The 19,438-nt window shown below is 69.0% G+C and carries 16 protein-coding genes and 1 other RNA gene; 9 read left to right on the forward strand and 8 right to left on the reverse strand.

All coding sequences use genetic code 11. The annotated features are described in order from the left end of the window. Together dnaX and ffs are read right to left on the reverse strand one after the other, a co-directional pair. On the reverse strand, window positions 1-1,748 hold a 1,748-nt coding region (gene dnaX, locus BST28156_RS32660), incomplete at its 3' end, for a DNA polymerase III subunit gamma/tau (protein ID WP_174904399.1). 206 nt (window positions 1,749-1,954) lie between these two features. After that, window positions 1,955-2,053: signal recognition particle sRNA small type (ffs, locus tag BST28156_RS32665), an RNA gene on the reverse strand. Window positions 2,054-2,433: 380 nt separating this feature from the next. Here ffs and trxA point away from each other — a divergent pair. The 8 genes from trxA to BST28156_RS32705 all read left to right on the forward strand — a co-directional run bounded on the left by trxA (window position 2,434) and on the right by BST28156_RS32705 (window position 11,016). Further along, entirely contained in the window at window positions 2,434-2,760 is a 327-nt protein-coding gene (gene trxA / locus BST28156_RS32670; RefSeq protein WP_006402348.1) for a thioredoxin TrxA, read from the forward strand. A gap of 197 nt (window positions 2,761-2,957) precedes the next feature. Continuing rightward, window positions 2,958-4,220, forward strand: a complete 1,263-nt coding sequence (gene rho / locus BST28156_RS32675; RefSeq protein WP_006478662.1) for a transcription termination factor Rho — start codon at window positions 2,958-2,960, stop codon at window positions 4,218-4,220. Between the two features lie 133 nt (window positions 4,221-4,353). Next, window positions 4,354-4,854 (forward strand): MerR family transcriptional regulator, encoded by a 501-nt coding sequence (locus BST28156_RS32680; RefSeq protein ID WP_174904400.1) that lies wholly within the window; start codon window positions 4,354-4,356, stop codon window positions 4,852-4,854. Beyond that, window positions 4,851-6,407, forward strand: coding sequence for an MFS transporter (locus BST28156_RS32685; RefSeq protein WP_060239380.1), 1,557 nt, complete (start codon window positions 4,851-4,853; stop codon window positions 6,405-6,407). The genes BST28156_RS32680 and BST28156_RS32685 overlap by 4 nt, the downstream gene beginning before the upstream one ends. Before the next feature lie 37 nt (window positions 6,408-6,444). Further along, a complete protein-coding gene (locus BST28156_RS32690; RefSeq protein ID WP_174904401.1) occupies window positions 6,445-7,278 on the forward strand; it encodes a M90 family metallopeptidase in 834 nt (277 codons plus the stop codon). 157 nt (window positions 7,279-7,435) lie between these two features. Beyond that, on the forward strand, window positions 7,436-7,699 hold the full coding sequence (locus BST28156_RS32695) for a type B 50S ribosomal protein L31 (RefSeq protein ID WP_009692690.1): 264 nt from the start codon (window positions 7,436-7,438) through the stop codon (window positions 7,697-7,699). A gap of 126 nt (window positions 7,700-7,825) precedes the next feature. Then, window positions 7,826-9,658 (forward strand): ArnT family glycosyltransferase, encoded by a 1,833-nt coding sequence (locus BST28156_RS32700; protein ID WP_174904402.1) that lies wholly within the window; start codon window positions 7,826-7,828, stop codon window positions 9,656-9,658. A 2-nt stretch (window positions 9,659-9,660) separates the two neighbouring features. Beyond that, on the forward strand, window positions 9,661-11,016 hold the full coding sequence (locus BST28156_RS32705; RefSeq protein WP_174904403.1) for an MATE family efflux transporter: 1,356 nt from the start codon (window positions 9,661-9,663) through the stop codon (window positions 11,014-11,016). 15 nt (window positions 11,017-11,031) lie between these two features. Here the strand turns inward: BST28156_RS32705 and lipA are convergent, their stop codons facing one another. The 6 genes from lipA to BST28156_RS32735 form a co-directional block, all read right to left on the reverse strand. Continuing rightward, window positions 11,032-11,997: a lipoyl synthase gene (lipA, locus tag BST28156_RS32710; protein ID WP_174904404.1), complete on the reverse strand. Its 966-nt coding sequence runs from the start codon at window positions 11,995-11,997 to the stop codon at window positions 11,032-11,034. A 2-nt stretch (window positions 11,998-11,999) separates the two neighbouring features. After that, window positions 12,000-13,115 (reverse strand): acetoin dehydrogenase dihydrolipoyllysine-residue acetyltransferase subunit, encoded by a 1,116-nt coding sequence (locus BST28156_RS32715; RefSeq protein ID WP_174904405.1) that lies wholly within the window; start codon window positions 13,113-13,115, stop codon window positions 12,000-12,002. Window positions 13,116-13,119: 4 nt separating this feature from the next. Then, window positions 13,120-14,124, reverse strand: coding sequence for an alpha-ketoacid dehydrogenase subunit beta (locus tag BST28156_RS32720; protein WP_040127518.1), 1,005 nt, complete (start codon window positions 14,122-14,124; stop codon window positions 13,120-13,122). 64 nt (window positions 14,125-14,188) lie between these two features. Further along, a complete protein-coding gene (locus BST28156_RS32725) occupies window positions 14,189-15,172 on the reverse strand; it encodes a thiamine pyrophosphate-dependent dehydrogenase E1 component subunit alpha (protein ID WP_174904406.1) in 984 nt (327 codons plus the stop codon). Window positions 15,173-15,267: 95 nt separating this feature from the next. After that, window positions 15,268-16,044 carry an SDR family NAD(P)-dependent oxidoreductase gene (locus BST28156_RS32730; protein WP_009687049.1) on the reverse strand — a complete coding sequence of 259 codons (777 nt, stop codon included), beginning with the start codon at window positions 16,042-16,044 and terminating at the stop codon, window positions 15,268-15,270. Between the two features lie 46 nt (window positions 16,045-16,090). Beyond that, window positions 16,091-17,149, reverse strand: a complete 1,059-nt coding sequence (locus BST28156_RS32735; RefSeq protein WP_174904407.1) for an ATP-NAD kinase family protein — start codon at window positions 17,147-17,149, stop codon at window positions 16,091-16,093. 533 nt (window positions 17,150-17,682) lie between these two features. Here BST28156_RS32735 and BST28156_RS32740 point away from each other — a divergent pair. Next, the coding region (locus tag BST28156_RS32740) for a sigma-54-dependent Fis family transcriptional regulator (RefSeq protein ID WP_174904408.1) at window positions 17,683-19,438 on the forward strand (1,756 nt) is incomplete at its 3' end.

Raw genomic sequence — 19,438 nt, forward strand, 5'->3', positions numbered from 1 at the left:
GGCTTGGGTGCGGCGCCCGCGCGAGAACGATCGGACGACACGCGCATCCCGGCGTTGCGCAGCACGTCGAGCGCGGCGGCCGCGCCGCCCGAACGGGCTGCCGGGCGTGCGGCGGACTCTGCGGGTGCGGCGCGCGGCGCCGGTTCGGCCGGCGATGCAGGTTCGTCATTGCGCTGCGCGGCAGCGGGCGATTCGGGCTCGTGCCCTTGCTGCGCAGCGACGAGCGGTTCCGGCGCGCTGTTTCGCTGCGCGGCGGCTGATGCTTCGGGTTCGCTGTTTCTCGGTGCGACCGCAGGCGACTCGGGTTCGGTGCGAACGGCCGCCGGCGTATCGACCTCTGCCGTCGCTGCTTGCGATCGGGCGCTTGCATCGGGCTGCGGCGTCGCTCCGGCGTCCACCGCCTTCGCGACGGGCGAAACCGGCGCAGGCGCGGGTTTCGCGGCCGGCGGGGTGACGGCGTCGCCGGTCGGTGCCGACGCAACCGCTGCCGGGCGTGCAACAGGCGCAACAGCCGGAGCAGCAGCTTGCGGGCGGCCGGCCGACGCCGGCGCAGCCGGCACGGGCTTCGCCGCAGGCACTGCCGACGCCGCAGTCGCAGCCGCACGCGGTGCCGGCACGGCCCGCGGCACGGACGGCTGACCGCCCGGCGCGCTGCCGGCGCTCACGCCCGGCTCGAACGCGAGCATGCGCAGCAGCGTCATCGTGAAACCGGCATATTCGTCCGGCGCAAGGCCGAGCTCCGCGCGGCCGACCGTGGCGATCTGGTAGAACAGCTGGACCTGTTCGGGGCTCAGCGTCTCCGCGAAGCGGCGCAGATCGGCCGCCTCCGGCCATTCGTCGAGCACCGAGCCGGGCGCGAACTGCGCCCACGCAATCCGGTGCAGCAGGCTCGCGAGATCCTGCAGCGCGGTGGAAAACGACAGGCTGCGCAGCGACATCTCGTCGGCGATCGCGAGGATCTCCGGGCCGCTGCCGGCCGCGAGCGCGTCGAGCAGGCGCACCATGTAGGTCTGGTCGAGCGCGCCGAGCATACCCGACACCGCCGCTTCGGTCACCTCGTTCGCGGAGTACGCGATCGCCTGGTCGGTCAGCGACAGCGCATCGCGCATGCTGCCCTGCGCGGCGCGCGCGAGCAGGCGCAGCGCCTGCGGCTCGAACGTGATCTGCTCTTCGCCGAGGATCCGCTCGAGATGCGACACGATATGCCCGGCCGGCATCTGCTTCAGGTTGAACTGCAGGCAGCGCGACAGCACGGTAACGGGAATCTTCTGCGGATCGGTCGTCGCGAGGATGAACTTGACGTGCGGCGGCGGCTCCTCGAGCGTCTTCAGCATCGCGTTGAACGCGTGGTTCGTCAGCATGTGCACTTCGTCGATCATGTAGACCTTGAAGCGCGCATCGACGGGCGCGTACACCGCGCGCTCGAGCAGCGCAGCCATTTCGTCGACGCCGCGATTGCTCGCGGCGTCCATCTCGACGTAGTCGACGAAGCGGCCTTCGTCGATCTCGCGGCACGCGCGGCAGACACCGCACGGCTGCGACGTGACGCCGGTTTCACAGTTGAGCGCTTTCGCGAAGATCCGCGACAGCGTCGTCTTGCCGACGCCGCGGGTACCGGTAAACAGATAGGCGTGATGGAGACGCCCGCCGTCGAGCGCGTGCGTGAGCGCCCTGACGACGTGCTCCTGGCCGACGAGCGAAGCGAAATCCTTCGGACGCCACTTGCGTGCGAGAACTTGATAGGTCATCGGGAAATTGTATCAGCAACGCTGCGTCGCGCCGACACGCGAAACGGCGTCGACAGCCGCATTGCACGCCGCGCGTCGCGCGCCAGAAAACGACCGGCGAAACGAAACGACGAAACGCATCGGCGTCGACGAACCAACGGTCGCGCAGCGAAACGAAAAACCAGCGGGAGAAATAAAAATCGCCCGACGAACGGGGCGAGATGGAAGGTGACGAGCCCAACCCTCGGCACTGGCGGAAAACGGCTGTGGCTGCTTCGTTCCCGACCTGACCAGGTTCACCGGCCCACCATGCGAGGAGGCCCGTCACGGCGTATTCTATCACCGCTTCAAAGCCAATGCGACAGTTTGTTCGCAACGGCGCGACCGAACCATCCCGGCAGCCGCAACCGGCCCGCCAGCGCAGCCGCCCTCTTGTAATTGGCGAGCCCACCTCCACCTGTTGCATGCACCGGCCGGACGGCGCGTCGTACCCCTACTCGCGAAGCGGCTACTATCGCCGCCCGCAGCAGATAGCAATTTAGGCTAATATGACGCCCGAACGACCCGCGAGCCGCGGTATGCAGCGCTTACGCCCTTCTTTCCCGGAGAGCGGAGCTACCTGCCGCAGCGGCCGGCAGCCCTCGGCGGCCGGTACGCCGCAACGCGCAAAGCAGGCAGTCCCCGAACCGAAAGAGGTATTGACCCAATGAGCGAACAGATCAAACACATCAGCGACGCATCGTTCGAACAGGACGTCGTCAAATCCGACAAGCCCGTGCTCGTCGACTTCTGGGCCGAATGGTGCGGCCCGTGCAAGATGATCGCCCCGATCCTCGACGAAGTCGCGAAGGACTACGGCGACAAGCTGCAGATCGCGAAGATCAACGTCGACGACAACCAGGCGACGCCGGCAAAATTCGGCGTGCGCGGCATCCCGACGCTGATCCTGTTCAAGAACGGCGCGGCCGCCGCGCAGAAGGTCGGCGCGCTGTCGAAGTCGCAGCTCACCGCATTCCTGGACAGCCACCTGTAATTACCGGTCGTCCCGCGGACGTGTTGTCAACCGACAACACGTCCGCCGTCAAGCCGCCGATCGGCCGCTCAAGCGCGAATCGGCGTATGCTAGAATCAAAAAACGTCGACAAGACGCATTTAAGTCTCTGAGCGCTTCCGCTCGCCCTCCTCCCTTTATTTCTTTTCGTCGCTTCTCCTCCCTGGCGGGTTCTCCGTATGCATTTATCCGAGCTCAAGTCTCTGCACGTCTCCGAACTGATCGAAATGGCCAATGGCCTGGAGATCGAAAACGCGAACCGCCTGCGCAAGCAGGAGCTGATGTTCGCCATTCTCAAAAAGCGCGCCAAGACGGGAGAGACGATCTTCGGCGACGGTACGCTCGAAGTGCTGCCGGACGGCTTCGGCTTCCTGCGCTCGCCGGAAATGTCGTACCTCGCGAGCACCGACGACATCTACATCAGCCCGTCGCAGATCCGCCGCTTCAACCTGCACACCGGCGACACGATCGAAGGCGAAGTCCGCACGCCGAAGGACGGCGAGCGCTACTTCGCGCTGGTGAAGGTCGACAAAGTCAACGGGCAGCCGCCCGAGGCCTCGAAACACAAGATCATGTTCGAGAACCTCACGCCGCTGCACCCGAACAAGCCGCTGTCGCTCGAACGCGAAATGCGCGGCGAGGAAAACGTCACGGGCCGCATCATCGACATGATCGCGCCGATCGGCAAGGGCCAGCGCGGCCTGCTGGTCGCGTCGCCGAAGTCCGGCAAGACCGTGATGCTCCAGCACATCGCGCACGCGATCAAGCAGAACCACCCGGACGTGATCCTGTTCGTGCTGCTGATCGACGAGCGCCCTGAAGAAGTGACCGAAATGCAGCGCTCGGTCGCCGGCGAAGTGATCGCATCGACCTTCGACGAGCCGGCCACGCGCCACGTGCAGGTCGCCGAAATGGTGATCGAGAAGGCCAAGCGCCTCGTCGAGATGAAGCACGACGTCGTGATCCTGCTCGACTCGATCACGCGTCTCGCCCGCGCGTACAACACCGTGATCCCGGCGTCGGGCAAGGTGCTGACGGGCGGTGTCGACGCGAACGCACTGCAGCGCCCGAAGCGCTTCTTCGGTGCGGCGCGCAACATCGAGGAAGGCGGTTCGCTGACGATCATCGGCACCGCGCTGATCGAAACCGGCAGCCGCATGGACGACGTGATCTACGAAGAGTTCAAGGGCACCGGCAACATGGAAGTGCACCTCGAGCGCCGTCTCGCGGAAAAGCGCGTGTACCCGTCGATCAACCTGAACAAGTCGGGCACGCGCCGCGAGGAAATGCTGATCAAGCCCGAAATTCTTCAGAAGATCTGGGTGCTGCGCAAGTTCATCCACGACATGGACGAAGTCGAGGCCATGGAATTCCTGCTCGACAAGATCCGCCAGACGAAGAGCAACTCCGAGTTCTTCGACCTGATGCGCCGCGGCGGCTAAGCGCCGTTGCACCGCAACCGGCGGTCGCCCGGGTGTTTGCCCCGGCGGCCGTTTTTTTCGCGTCAACCTGTACGCGAACGTACACGTTTATCTATAATCGAGCCGTCGCTCGCCCAGAATCGTTCCCGCCCCGATGTCGAACCCTGCCTCCCCGCTGCTGCTGACCGTCGGCGACGCCGCCGCGCGGCTCGGCGTCACGCCGCGCACGCTGAAGTATTACGAGGAGCGCGGGCTCGTCACGCCGTCGCGCAGCGAGGGCCGCTACCGGCTCTACGACGAAGCCGATCTCGAGCGCTTTGCGCGCATCCTGCGGTTGCGCGCGCTCGGCTTCTCGCTGCACGGCATCACCGAGATGCTGAAGCGGCCGCTGGAGGAAACCGGCGACGGGCGGCGGCGTTATTCGGACGCATCGCTGCGCGACATCCGTGCGGGCCTCGCCGAACAGATCGGCACGCTCGATCGACGCATCGCGGCAGTCCAGCGCGAGTTGAAGGAAGCGGTCGCGCTGCGCAAGGAGTTGCAGCACGACATCGACTACGTCGAACGCCGCCTCGCCGGCGAGAACGCCGACGCACTGATCGCGCAGCGGCAGGCCGAAGCCGGCGCGCGGCGCACGCGCAAGGATCGCGAATGAGCACGGTGCCGGGCCGCCCGTCGTCATGGAGCCGCGCGAACCTGCGCGCGGACCTGTTCCCGTGGGCGCTCGCGCTGGTCACCGGCATCGACTACTTCGACAATGCGATCTTCTCGTTCTTCGCCAGCTATATCGCGGGTGGCATCAACGCGTCTCCGGACGAGCTCGTGTGGTCGTCGAGCGCGTATGCGGTGACGGCCGTGCTCGGCATCCTGCAGCAGCAATGGTGGGTCGACCGGCTCGGGCATCGCCGCTACGTCGCCGGCTGCATGCTGATGTTCTCGCTCGGCGCGGTCGCGGCCGCGCTCGCCGATACGTCGCTGGAGCTCGCGTTCGCGCGCGGCTTCCAGGGCTATTTCATCGGCCCGATGATGGGCGCATGCCGGATCCTGATCCAGATCAGCTTCAAGCCGCAGGCGCGGCCGCCCGCGACGCGCGCGTTCCTGATCATGATCCTGCTCGGCAGCGCGCTCGCACCGATCGTCGGCGGGCTGCTGGTCGCGCACTCGACATGGCGCGCGCTGTTCGCGTGCAGCGCGCCGGCCGGCGTCGCGTTTGCGATCCTCGCGCTGCTCACGCTGCCCGACTCGGGCCGCACGCCCGACGGCGAACGCGGCGCCGGACATTTCTGGCCGTACGTCGTGTTCGCGCTCGCGCAGGGCGCGCTGCAGATCGTGCTGCAGCAGGTGCACTACCAGCTCTACAGCGGCTCGCCGATGCTGATCTTCCTGACGGCCGCCGGCCTCGGCGCACTCGCGTGGTTCGCGTATCACCAGTGGCACCACCCGACGCCGCTCGTGCGGCTGCACGCGTTTCGCGAACGCACGTTCCAGATCGGGCTGCTGCTCTACATGTTCTATTACTACGAGACGACCGGCTTCAGCTACCTGACGTCGCGCTTTCTCGAATCGGGCCTCGGCTATCCGGTCGAGAACGCCGGGCGCCTGGTCGGCACGATGTCGCTGATTTCGGCCACCGCGCTGTTCGCGTACCTGCGCTACGCGAAGCACGTCACGCACAAGAAATGGTTCATCGTGCCGGGTTTCGCGATCGCGATCGCGGCCGCGCTGTGGATGACGCGCCTCACGCCGCAGGTCGGCGAAGCTGCGCTGATCGTGCCGCTGCTGCTGCGCGGGCTGCTGCTGCTGTTCATCGTGCTGCCGGTCGCGAACCTGACGTTCCGGATCTTCGCGATCGACGAGTACACGCACGGCTACCGGCTGAAGAACATCGTGCGGCAGCTGACGATCTCGTTCGCGACGTCGTCGGTGATCATCGTCGAGCAGCACCGGCTCGCGCTGCACCAGACGCGGCTCGTCGAGCGCACGAACGTGTTCGACCCGCTGTTCGCGCAGACGCTCGACGCACTCACACGCGGCTATGCGGCCGCCGGCCACGCGGCGAGCGAAGCGCACGGGCTCGCGATCGCGTCGATCGCGCGGATGGTCGCGCAGCAGGCGTCGTTCCTCGCGTCGCTCGACGGCTTCTATTTCCTGGCCGGCGTCGCGCTGGTCGGCGGCCTGTTCGCGGCATGGCAAAAAGAGATCGATTGAGTTAAAAGACAGGCTTTGGATTTCCGCACGCCGCCTCATGCTCTCGAAACTGACCCGCTGGCTCGACGATCGCCGCCGCGACCGCGCGCTGCGCAGCCATCCGATTCCCAATGCGCTGTGGCGCGACACCGTCGAGCGCCTGCCGTTCCTGGACGCGCTGGCGCCCGACGATCTCGCCCGGCTGCGCGAGCTGACGAGCCTGTTCATCGCGAAGAAATCGTTTTCGACCGCGCACGGCCTCGAACTGACCGACGCGATGGTCGTCGCGATCGCCGTGCAGGCCTGCCTGCCCGTGCTGAACCTCGACCTGTCGCTGTACGACGGCTGGGTCGGCGTGGTCGTGTATCCAGGCGAATTCGTGATCCGCAAGACCGTGCAGGACGAGGACGGCGTCGTGCACGAAGTCGAGCAGGACGCGAGCGGCGAGGCGTGGGAAGGCGGCCCCGTGATCCTGTCGTGGGAAGACGCGCAGATGACCGACGGCCGCGACGCGTACAACGTCGTGATCCACGAGTTCGCGCACAAGATCGACATGGTCAACGGCGCGGCCGACGGCTATCCGCCGCTGTTTCGCCGCTGGCACGCGCCGCACCTTGACGCGCAGGCGTGGGCCGACGTGTTCGAACACGCGTACGACCAGTTCTGCGCGCGGGTCGACGCGGTGCCGGACCGCGCGTGGGCGCGCTTCGAGCGCGATTCGCTGATCGACCCGTATGCGGCCGACCATCCGTCCGAATTCTTCGCGGTCTGCAGCGAGGCGCTGTTCGTGCGGCCGCGCGCGTTCGAGTCCGAATTTCCGGAGCTGTATAGACTGCTCGCCCGCTACTACCGGCAGGACCCGGCCCGGACCGGCGCGCTCGACCCGGCGTGAAAATTAATCGCCAACCGTCTGATTTTCTGGCATAATCGCCGCTTTTCGACCTTAGGCAAGTGGCTCGCGCCGAGCTTGACGTCGGCCGGAACGCGCGAATCGCGCGGCTCGGCACGGCAAGGCGGCGGGTTGGCTACCGCTCTCACCAAGGAAAATCATGAAACCTGGCATTCACCCGGATTACCGCGAAGTCGTCTTCCAAGACATGTCGAACGGCTTCAAGTTCATCACGCGCTCGACGATCCAGACGCGTGAAACCATCGAACTCGACGGCAAGACCTACCCGCTCGCCAAGATCGAAGTGTCGTCGGAATCGCACTCGTTCTACACGGGTCAGCAAAAGATCATGGACACGGCCGGCCGCGTCGAGAAGTTCAAGAACAAGTTCGGTTCGCGCGCAAGCGGCAAGGTCGCGAAGTAAGCTTCGCACCGCACCGGTACCGCACCAAAGGGCAGCCTCGGCTGCCCTTTTTTGTCTCTGCCGCCCGCCCGGCCGCCGTCCGGCGCCCGGGCAGCCACCTGACGCGCAACGGCCGGCGCGTCTACAATGCCGGATGCTCGAAACCGGCTCGGCCGCGCGCGATCGCGCCGGCCGCCTGCTCATAACAAATCGCTCATCTGCATGAAGCCTGTCGTTCGTCTCACCGCCTCCGCCACGCGCGCGCTGCCGCGCTGGCTGCTGCTCACGCTCTGCATCGTCTATGCCGCGTTCGGCCTCTTCGGCCGCGACCCGTGGAAGAACGAGGATGCGGCGGGTTTCGGCGTGATGTGGACGATGGCCACCGGCAGCTGGCACGACTGGCTGCTGCCGAACCTGGTCGGCAAGTTCATCACGACCGACGGGCCGCTCGGCTACTGGCTCGGCGCGCTGTCGATCCGCGCGCTCGCGCCGTGGGTCGATGCGAGCAACGCGTCGCGCGTCGACACCGGCGTGCTGTTCTGCGTCGCCTGCGCGTTCGTCTGGTACGCGGCCTACCTGCTCGGTCGGCGCGCCGAAGTCCAGCCGTTCAAGTACGCGTTCGGCGGCGAGCCCGAGCCGCGCGACTACGGCCGCACGCTCGCCGACGGCGCGCTGCTGATCCTCGTCGCGTGCTTCGGCCTCGCCGAGCGAGGGCACGAAACGACGCCGCAGCTCGCGCAGTTCGCGTGGATCGCGATGCTCGTGTACGGCATCGTGCGCGGCATCGACAAGCCGATGCAGGGCGCGCTGTGGTGGGGGCTCGCGATCGGCCTCGTCGCGCTGTCCGGCAACCCGGTGCTGGTCGTCGCGCTGCTGGCCGGCACCGCCGTGCTGTGGCTCGTCACGCCCGAGATGCGCAACCTGCGCCTGCCGGTCGTCGGCGTGCCGCTCGCGGCCGCGATCTTCGCGCTGTGGCCGCTCGCCGCGCACGTCGCGGCGCCCGACGACGCCGCGTGGTTCTTCAACCAGTGGATCCACGGCAGCCTTATGCGCTTCTCTGGCCCGCCCACCGCGGTGCTCGGCTATGCCGCGAAAAACCTGCCGCTGTTCACGTGGCCCGCCTGGCCGCTCGCGATCTGGGCGTGGTGGAGCTGGGCCGGCCTGCGCCGCCGCGCACACATCGCGATCCCGCTGTCGGTCGTGGTGCCGCTGGTCGCGCTCGTGATCCTGCAGAGCCAGCAGTCGAACCGCATGTACATGCTGCTGCTGCCGCCGCTCGCGGTGCTCGCGACCTTCGCGCTGCCGACCCTCAAGCGCGGCGCGATCAATGCGATCGACTGGTTCGCGGTGCTGAGCTTCACGATCCTCGGCACCTTCGTGTGGCTCGTGTGGCTCGCGTCGCTCACCGGCTTCCCCCATCCGCTCGCGCGCAACCTCGCGCGGCTCGTGCCCGGCTACGAGCCGCATTTCAACGCGCTGTCGTTCGTCTGCGCGGTGATCGTCACGGTGTGCTGGTTCATGCTCGCGCGCTGGCGCGTGTCGCGCCAGCCGAAGGTGCTGTGGCGCAGCGTCGTGCTGTCGGGCGCGGGCACCACGCTGATGTGGGTGCTGCTGATGACGCTGTGGCTGCCGATCGTCAACTACGGCCGTACCTATCGCGACGTCGCGCAGCAGATCGCGACGCACCTGCCGGCCGACTACGAATGCATCTCGCCGGTGCGCCTCGGCGACGCGCAGATCGCGACCTTCGCGTATTTCGGCGACATGCATTTCGACTTCTCCGGCGACTGCGACGTGATCCTGCGCCAGGACCGCTCGGACTTCGGCGAGCCGAGCGCGATGTCGCAGTATGTGTGGCGCCTCGTGTGGGAAGGCCGCCGCGTCGCCGACCGCGACGAGCGCTTCCGCCTCTACGAACGCATCGAGCGTCCGAAGACGCCGGTCAAGCGCCGGCCGCCGCGCCGCCAGGCGGCCGATTGACGATGCTCGGCGACATCCGCCGGATCGTCGGCCTCGCGTGGCCGGTGCTGGTCGGCCAGCTCGCGATCATCGCGTTCGGCGTGATCGACACCGCGATGGTCGGCCGCTATTCGGCCGTCGATCTCGCCGCGCTCGGGCTCGGCTCGTCGATCTATGTGTCCGTCTATATCGGCCTGACCGGTATCCTGTCCGCGCTGCAGCCGATCACAGGGCAGCTGTACGGCGCGCGCCGCTATGCCGAGATCGGCGAGGAAGTCCGCCAGGCGCTGTGGCTCGCAGTGCTGCTCGCGACGCCGGGCTTCCTGCTGCTGCATTTTCCCGAACCGCTGCTGCGCGTCGCGCACGCGCCCGCCGCGCTCCACGACCGCACGATCGACTATCTGCGGATCCTGTCGTACGGGCTGCCCGCGAGCCTCGTATTCCGGATCTACAACGCGCTGACCAACGCGGCCGGCAAGCCGCGGCTCGCGATGATCCTGCAGATCGGCGCGCTGCTGCTGAAGTTTCCGCTCAACGTCTGGTTCATCTTCGGCGGCTTCGGCGTGCCGGCGCTCGGCGGCCCCGGCTGCGGGCTCGCGAGCACGCTGATCAACTGGGCGCTCGCGCTGATCGGCTTCACGCTGCTCGCCAGGCTCGACGTGTTCGCGCCGCTCGCGATCTTCTCGCGCTTCTGCTGGCCCGTCTGGGCGCGCCAGAAGGCGATCCTCAAGCTCGGCGTGCCGATGGGGCTGTCGTACCTGATCGAGGTCACGTCGTACACCTGCATGGCGCTGTTCATCGCGCAGTTCGGCACGACCACGCTCGCCGGCCACCAGATCGCCGGCAATATCGGCGCGGTGCTGTACATGACGCCGCTGTCGATCGGCGTCGCCGCGTCGACGCTGGTCGCGCGCGCGCTCGGCGCCGGCCGGCCCGACGAGGCGCGCCTGCTCGGCCGCCACGGCGTGATGCTCGCGTGCGGCGTCGCCGCCGCGTACGGCGTGATCGTGTTCGCGCTGCGGCCGCTGATCGTCGGCGGCTACACGCCGAATCCGGCCGTCGCGGCCGCTGCAATGCCGCTCGTCGCGATCGTCGCCTGCTATCACTTCTTCGACGCGCTGCAGATCACCTCGGCGTTCGTGCTGCGCGCGTACAAGGTCGCGGTCGTGCCGACCGTGATCTATGCGGTCGCGCTGTGGGGCGTCGGGCTCGGCGGCGGCTACCTGCTCGGCTTCGACGTCGGGGGGATTGCGCCGGCCTGGCTGACCGGCGCGCGCGGCTTCTGGTTCGCGAACACCGTCAGCCTGATGCTCGCGGGCGCGGGCCTCGCGCTGTACCTGCGCCACGTCGGGCGCGCGCAGCTGTCCGCGCACGCGTAGCGCCCGACCCGCCCGCTACGCGTCTTCCAGCACCTCGGCCGCGTGATACGACGATCGCACGAGCGGCCCGGCCACGACTTCCCTGAAACCGAGCGCCAGCCCCTGTTCGCGCCATGCGTCGAACGCGTCGGGGCTCACGTAGCGCCGCACCGGCAGATGATGCGCGGACGGCGCGAGATACTGGCCGAGCGTCAGCACGTCGACGCGATGCGCGCGCAGGTCGCGCAGCGTGTCGCGCACCTCGTCGTCGCGCTCGCCGAGCCCGAGCATCAGGCCCGACTTCGTCACGAGCGACGGATGCGCGTCCTTCGCGCGCGCGAGCAGTTCGAGCGAGCCGCGATAGTCGGCGCCGGGACGCGCGGCGCGATACAGCGACGGCACCGTCTCGATGTTGTGGTTGAACACGTCCGGCCACGCGACCGACAACGCATCGAGTGCGCGCGCGACGCGGCCGCGGAAGTCGGGCGTCAGCACCTCGACGCCGATTCCCGGCGTGCTCGCGCGCACCGCGGCGATGCAGGCGGCGAAGTGCGCGGCGCCGCCGTCGCGCAGGTCGTCGCGATCGACCGACGTGATCACGACGTAGCGCAGCCCGAGCGCCGCGACCGCATCGGCGAGCCGCGCCGGCTCGTCGGGATCGAGCGGCTCGGGACGTCCGTGCGCGACGTCGCAGAACGGGCAGCGCCGCGTGCACAGGCCGCCCATGATCATGAAGGTCGCGGTGCGCTGCGCGAAGCACTCGCCGATGTTCGGGCACATCGCCTCCTCGCAGACGGAATGCAGCCGGTGCTCGCGCAGCACGGCCGCCATGTCGGCGACCGCCGCGCTCATCATCGGCCGCGCACGCAGCCACGGCGGCTTCGGCAGCGCGGCGCCGGCCGCGGGCTCGACGCGCACCGGAATGCGCGCGAGCTTGTCGCGGCTTCTCGCGCCCGGCTGGCCGAGCGCGGTGAGGCTGGGTCGTTCGAGCGCGGCGGCCATCGTCAGTCTCCGAGGAACGCGGCGATCAGGCGGTTCACGTCGGTGGCCGCCTCCATCTGCACCATGTGGCCGCTGCCCGTGATCACCTCGGCCCGCACGCCGTCCGGCAAGCCCTGCGCGTGCTGCGCGGGGATCACCTGGTCGCGCTCGCCCCAGATCACCAGCGTGCGCGGCGCGAGCGACACGAGCCGGTCGCGGAACACGCGCCGCTGCGTCGCGCCGTCGAAGGCCGCGTCCGCGATCTTCTCGAGCGCGGCCTGCACGCCTTCGAGCCGCTTGTACTTGACGAGATCGTCGACGAGCTGCCGCGTGACCAGCGCGCTGTCCGCAAACAACGCACCGAGATGCGGCTTCAGCGTGTTGCGGCTGTTGCCGGCGACGAAGCCGTCGATATAGTCGCGGTTGATCTCGGTGCCGAGCCCCGCGCTGGCGATCAGCGTCAGCGACGCGACGCGGCCCGGCGCGCGCTCGGCCGCCGTCATCGCGACCGCACCGCCCATCGAATGGCCGATCAGGTGGGCCTGGTCGATGCCTTTCGCGTCGAGCAGCGCGAGCACCGCGTCGGCGAGTTCGTCGAGGCTGCCGGTCTCGACCGCCTTGCCGGACTCGCCGTGCCCGGGCAGGTCGAGCGCCCATACCGGCCGGCTCGCGGCGAGCTCCGCGTGGTTGAACAGCCAGTTGTTCAGGTCGCCGCCGAAGCCGTGGATCAGCACGGCGGGCGTGCCCGTGCCGTCGCCGAGCTTCAGGAAGCGCACCGTGCGGCCGCCGATCTGCGCCTTCTCCGGCTGCGGGCCCGCCGCTTCGTCGGCCGCCGCGCTCGGCGTGAAATCGCGCTGGAATTCGGCGATCGCCGCGTCGATGTCGGCATCGCTCGCGTCCGCGGCCGCGACGACGCCGAGCAGCGCGCCGACCGGCAGCGTCTCGCCCTCCTGCGCGACCTGCCGGCGCAGCGTGCCGTCGAACGCGCATTCGACGCCCGACGAGATCTTGTCGGTCTCGACGTCGAGCACCTCGTCGCCCTTGGTCACGCGCTCGCCGACGGCCTTCAGCCAGCCGTTGACCTGCCCCTGCTCCATCGACAGCCCCCACTTGGGCATCGTGATCATGTGAATCGACATCGTGTCAGCTCCTCGTCTTCAGTACCGCCTGCGCGATCGCATCGGCGGACGGGATATACAGGTCTTCCAGCACGCTCGCGAACGGCGCGGGCGTGTGCGGCGCGGTCACCAGCTCGATCGGCGCCTTGAGCGCCCGGAACGCGCGCTGCGCGACCAGCGCGGCGATGTCGGTCGCGATCGAGCAGCGCGGGTTCGCCTCGTCGACCACCACCACGCGCCCGGTGCGCGCCGCGCTTTCGAGAATCGTCTCCTCGTCGAGCGGCGAGGTCGTGCGCAGGTCGATCACGTCGACCTGGATCCCGTCCTTCGCGAGCTTCGCGGCCGCGTCCATCGCGAGATGCACCATCCGGCCGTAGGTGACGATCGTCGCGTCGTCGCCGTCGCGCATCACGTTCGCCTCGCCGAACGGAATCGCATAGGACTCCTCGGGCACGTCGCCTTCACGCGTATAGAGCAGCTTGTGCTCGAGGAAGATCACCGGATCGTTGTCGCGGATCGACTGGATCAGCAGCCCCTTCGCGTCGTACGGCGTCGACGGGCACACGACCTTCAGCCCCGGGATATGCGTAAACAGCGACGTGAGCATCTGCGAGTGCTGCGCGGCCGCGCGCAGGCCCGCGCCGTACATCGCGCGGATCACGACCGGCGTCACCGCCTTGCCGCCGAACATGTAGCGGAATTTCGCGGCCTGGTTGAAGATCTGGTCGAAGCACACGCCCATGAAATCGATGAACATCAGTTCCGCGACGGGGCGCATCCCGCACGCGGCCGCGCCGACCGCCGCGCCGATGTAGCCGCCTTCCGACAGCGGCGTGTCGAGCACGCGGCCCGGAAACTTGTGGAACAGCCCCTTCGTCACGCCGAGCACGCCGCCCCATGCGTCGTCCTCGCCCGGCGCGCCCGCGCCGCCCGCGTTGTCCTCGCCCATCACGATCACGCTGTCGTCGCGCGCCATCTCCTGCGCGAGCGCCTCGTTGATCGCCTGCGAATAAGTGATCTTCCTTGCCATGTCCGTCTCCTGGAATATTCGGTTCGCCGTGTCGGCCGTTACGTTGCGCGGTGGTGTGCCGCGCTCACGGATACGACACGTAGACGTCGGTCAGCAGGTCGGCCGCGTCCGGCAGCGGCGCGGCCTTCGCCTGCGCGACCGCGTCGTCGATCAGCGCCTTCACCTGTGCGTCGACCGCGCGCAGTTCGCCGCTCGTCAGCGCTTCGGCGCGCACCACGCGCGACTCGAAATGCTTCAGGCAGTCCTTCTCGTCGCGCAGCTTCTGCACCTCGCCCGGCGCGCGATACGTCTGCGCGTCGCCTTCGAAGTGGCCGAAGTAGCGCGTGAACTTCACCTCGACGAGCGTCGGGCCGCCGCCGTTGCGCGCGCGCTCGACGGCCTCGCCAAGCGCCTCGTGCACCGCGAAGAAGTCGAAGCCGTCGACGATCACGCCCGGCATCCCGAAGCCGTTCGCGCGATCGGCGATGTTGTCGGTCGCGACCGACCAGCTCGACGACGTCGCTTCCGCGTAGCCGTTGTTCTCGGCGACGAAGATCGCGGGCAGCCGCCACACCGACGCGAGGTTCATCGATTCAAAGATCACGCCCTGGTTCGATGCGCCGTCGCCGAAGAAGCACACGCCGACACCGCCGGTGTGCTTGTGCTTCGCCGCGAGCGCCGCGCCGCATACGAGCGGGCCGCCTGCGCCGACGATCCCGTTCGCACCGAGCATCCCCATCGACAGGTCGGCGATATGCATCGAGCCGCCCTTGCCGTGGCAGACGCCGGTCTTCTTGCCGTAGATCTCGGCCATCATCCCGTGCACGTCGACGCCCTTCGCGATGCAGTGGCCGTGGCCGCGGTGCGTGGTCGCGACGTAGTCGGCGACGCCGAGATGCATCATCGTGCCGACTGCGGACGCCTCCTCGCCCGCATACAGGTGAACGAAGCCGGGAATCTCGCCGGTCGCGAACTCGACGTGCAGGCGCTCCTCGAATTCGCGGATCGTGCGCATCAGCCGATATGCCTCCAGCAGCTTGTCCCTGCTGAGCTGTGTCGAAACGGACATGTGTGTCTCCTAGGTAGGTCTGACTGCGAATGCCGCCGCGGCAGCGCCGCGGCGACGGATTGCTCGATATGCGCGATGACGGCCCGCCGCGGCCGTCAGTGGAACGTGAAGCCGCCGTCGACGTTCACGGCCTGGCCCGTCACGTTGTCCATCGTCGCGAAGAACAGCGCGAGCCGGCCCATGTCTTCGGGCGTCTGCGCACGGCCCTGCGGAATCAGCGTCAGCTGATGCCGCTGCCACGATTCCTCGACCGACTCGCCGTCCGCCTTCCATTCGTCGGAGAGCCGGTCCCACATGTAGGTGCGCACGATGCCGGGACAGATCGCGTTGACGGTCACGCCGTCGCGCGCGAGTTCCTTCGCGAGTGCGTTCGTGAAGCCGACGACCGCGAACTTCGATGCGCTGTAGTGCGCGAGATTCGGAAAGCCTTCCTTGCCGGCGATCGACGCGACATTGATGATCCGGCCGCTGCGCTGCGCCTTCAGATGCGGCAGCGCGGCGCGACAGCCCAGGAAGGTGCCCTTCGCGTTCACGTCCATCACGAAATCCCAGTCGCGTTCGGTCAGCGCTTCGACCGGATGGATGCTGATCACGCCCGCGCAGTTGACGAGGATGTCGAGCCGGCCGAGTTCGGCGAGCGCCTGCGCGACCATCGCATCGACCTGCGCGGCCTGCGTGACGTCGACCTTCGCGACCGCCGCGCGCCGGCCGAGCGCACGGACCTCGCGTGCGGTCGCGTCGAGCGCGTCGTCGAGCAGGTCGGCCAGCAGGATGTCGGCGCCCGCGCCGGCAAGCGTCAGCGCGATGCCGCGGCCGATGCCGCGCGCGGCGCCGGTGACGATGGCGACCTGTCCTGCGAGTGGGGCTGTCATGGCGATGTCTCCTGTGATGGATGTGGGTGTGAAAGGCGGTGCGCGTTCAGTCGCGCCCGAAGCCGGCGTCGCGCAGCAGTTGCCGCGACGACGCATGGCGCAGCGTGCGACCGACGTCGATCGTCAGCGGCCCGCGCCAGTCGAGCGCGATCTCGTAGCGATCGCCGCGCGCGACCTCGATCTCGCGCTCGCCGTCGAACGCGAGCGTGCCCTGCTCGAACGGGATCGTCTGCCACGCGCCCGGCTCGAGCCGCTCGCAGTTGCGCATCACGACGCGGTCGACGCGGCCCGGCGCGATCGCCGCGACGAGCGGCGTGCCGGCCGTCTTGCCTTCGCCGGCAAAGCGCATCGCGAGCCCGTGCGGCGCGCTGCGCTCGAGCGGCGCCCACGCGCCGCCGAGCGCGGACAGGCCGATGCCGTCCGGCTCCGCGAAGGTCAGGTAGAGCGAGTCGATGTCGTCGGGCCCCGAGATCGCGCGCGCGCCGACGAAGCGCTGTCGCGCGGCGCAGACGTCGACCAGCGCAATCTCCTCGCGCCCCGCTTCCGGGCCCGCCACGCAGCGCACGACGAGCCGCTTGTTGCGCGACAGCGCGACCTCGGGCGGCACGGCGCCGGTCGCCGCGAGCCCGGCGGCGACGCCGGCGACGGTCGCCTCGCGATGTTCGGGAAAGGCGTTGTTGGTGCCGGTCGACAGCGCGACGAGCGGCGTCGCGCCGCAGTGCGCGGCCACCGCGCGATGGGTGCCGTCGCCGCCGAGCACGATGATCAGCGCGACTTCGTTGCGGTGCATGTAGGCGGCGCCCGCCTGCGTGTCGGCGACGGTGCCGGTAATCGGCAGGTCGACGAATTCGACTTCGGGCCAGCGCTCGTGCGGCGCGACCGCGCGATGCGTGTCGATCGCGCGCAGCAGCAGCGTCGCGATGCCCGTGCGGTCGCGCAGCGTCAGCACACGCTCGACGCCCATCGCGCCGAGGCCGGCCAGCAGGCGCACGATCATGTTGGCCTTCTCGGCCGTCGGGAATACCGATGCATGCGTCGTGAGGCGGCGGATGTCGCGCCCCGATGCGGGGTTTGCGATCACGCCGACGGTAACGGGCGTCGTCACGGGCTTGTCTCCATCCAGTGCGCCGGTGCGGCGCTTGCGCGCCTGCTCCGGCCTGTCTGTTTCGTCCGCCGCCATCGCCGGGCCGCGGATCGTCGTCGCCGACGCATCGCGCCGAACTTGCCCGTCAACTCTGCAAGCGGCGTGCCATGGTGCCGGCGGGCGCGACGACAGCCGCGCCGGTGCTGGCGCGGCGGGTATGCACGGTCGTTTCGCGCGAGGTCGAAGCGGCGCCGGATGCCGCGAATCCGCTGCGACGTCTCACGCGATCGACATCGCGACACGCTCGCGCCGCCGCCCGCAGGCACCCGTCGTTTCGCGCGCAAACCCGCGTGCGTCGCCGTCCGGCGCGCATCGGGGCGATTCGTCCGTCGGCCGGACGCCGCGCGTGTCGGTGTCTCAGCGATGCGAGACCGGCCGAGACGCCGCTGAGACGAACGTCTCACGCGTGCCGCGTGCTGCGGCGCAATGTGATCCGCCGCGACGGATGTGCTACAAGAACATCGAATTCCCCGCCGTACGGACCGGAGCCGACCATGCCCTACGTCGTTCCCCAGGCCCAGCATGCCGACCGTGTGCTGGGCGCGCTCGCCGGACGCTTGCCCGCGCCGGCCGATTCGACGCGTCTCGTGTCGTCGTGGCAGCGCTCGCTCGAGCGCTACCGGCTCGACCCGGCGTCGTCGATCGGGCCGCGCGTGCTGACCGCGGCCGAGCTGCGCGAGGTGCGCGACAAGGAGGAAGCGTTCCTGCGCGCGTCCGGCCAGTGCCTGACGCGGCTGCACGACATGATTCGCGTGGCCGACTACTGCGTGATGCTGACCGACGCGCACGGCGTGACGATCGACTACCGGATCGATCGCGAGCGCCGCAACGATTTCCGCCACGCGGGGCTGCATATCGGCTCGTGCTGGTCGGAGAGCGAGGAAGGCACCTGCGGCGTCGCGAGCGTGCTGACCGACCTGGCGCCGATCACCGTGCACAAGACCGATCATTTCCGTGCGGCGTTTACGACGCTGACCTGCAGCGCGGCGCCGATCTTCGCGCCGGGCGGCGAACTGATCGGCGTGCTCGACGCGTCGGCCGTGCAGTCGCCCGACAGCCGCGACAGCCAGCGCCTCGTCTATCAGCTCGTGCGACAGAGCGCGGCGCTGATCGAGGACGGCTATTTCGTGCACAGCACCGCGCAGCACTGGATATTGTTCGGGCATCCGAACCGTCACTACGTCGAGGCGCAGCCCGAGTGGCTGATCGCGTTCGACGAATGCGGCAACATCGTCGCCGCGAACCGGCATGCGCGCGATGCGCTGCCGGCGCTGCGCGAGCCGCGCCATATCGACGAGATCTTCGACGCGACCGAGATGCCGCTGCGCGACGCCGCACGGCTCGACGCGATCGTCGCGCTGCGGCTGCGCGCGACCGGCGCGCCGCTCTATGCGCGGCTACGTGCGCCGCTGCGCCGCACCGGCCGCGAAGCGGGCGCGGCCACGCGCCGCCCGGGCGCCGCCGAGCGCCAGGTCGGCGCGCTCACGCCGTTCCTGCGCAGCAGCGACCCGCAGATCGCCCAGCAGGCCGAACTGGCGCTGCGCGTCGCGAGCAAGCGGCTGCCGATTCTCGTGCTCGGCGAAACCGGCGCGGGCAAGGAAGTGTTCGCACGCGCGATTCACGATGCCGGCGCGCGCCGCACGCGGCCGTTCGTCGCCGTCAACTGCGGCGCGCTGCCGGAAGCGCTGATCGAGAGCGAGCTGTTCGGCTATGCGGCCGGCGCGTTCACCGGCGCGCGCAAGCACGGCGCGCGCGGCAAGATCGCGCTGGCCGACGGCGGCACGCTGTTTCTCGACGAAATCGGCGACATGCCGCTCGCGCTGCAGACGCGCCTGCTGCGCGTGCTCGCCGACGGCGAGGTCGTGCCGCTCGGCAGCGACACGCCGGTGCGCGTCGATCTCGACGTGATCTGTGCGACGCACCGCGATCTCGTGCAGATGGTCGCGGACGGTGCGTTCCGCGAGGACCTGTATTACCGGCTGAGCGGCGCGACCTTCGAGCTGCCGCCGCTGCGCGCGCGGGCCGACGTGCGCGACGTGATCGCCGCCGTATTCGCCGAGGAAGCGCAGGCGACCGGCCACGTGCTCACGCTCGACGCGACGCTCGCCGAGCAGCTCGCCGCGTACCCGTGGCCCGGCAACGTCCGGCAGCTGCGCAACGTGATGCGCTACGCGTGCGCGGTGTGCGACGGCGCGCGCGTGACGCGGCGCGACCTGCCGGCCGACCTCGCGGCCCAGCTGGGCGCCGACG

The organism is Burkholderia pseudomultivorans, assembly GCF_902499075.1.
In the GTDB taxonomy this organism is placed as follows: domain Bacteria; phylum Pseudomonadota; class Gammaproteobacteria; order Burkholderiales; family Burkholderiaceae; genus Burkholderia; species Burkholderia pseudomultivorans.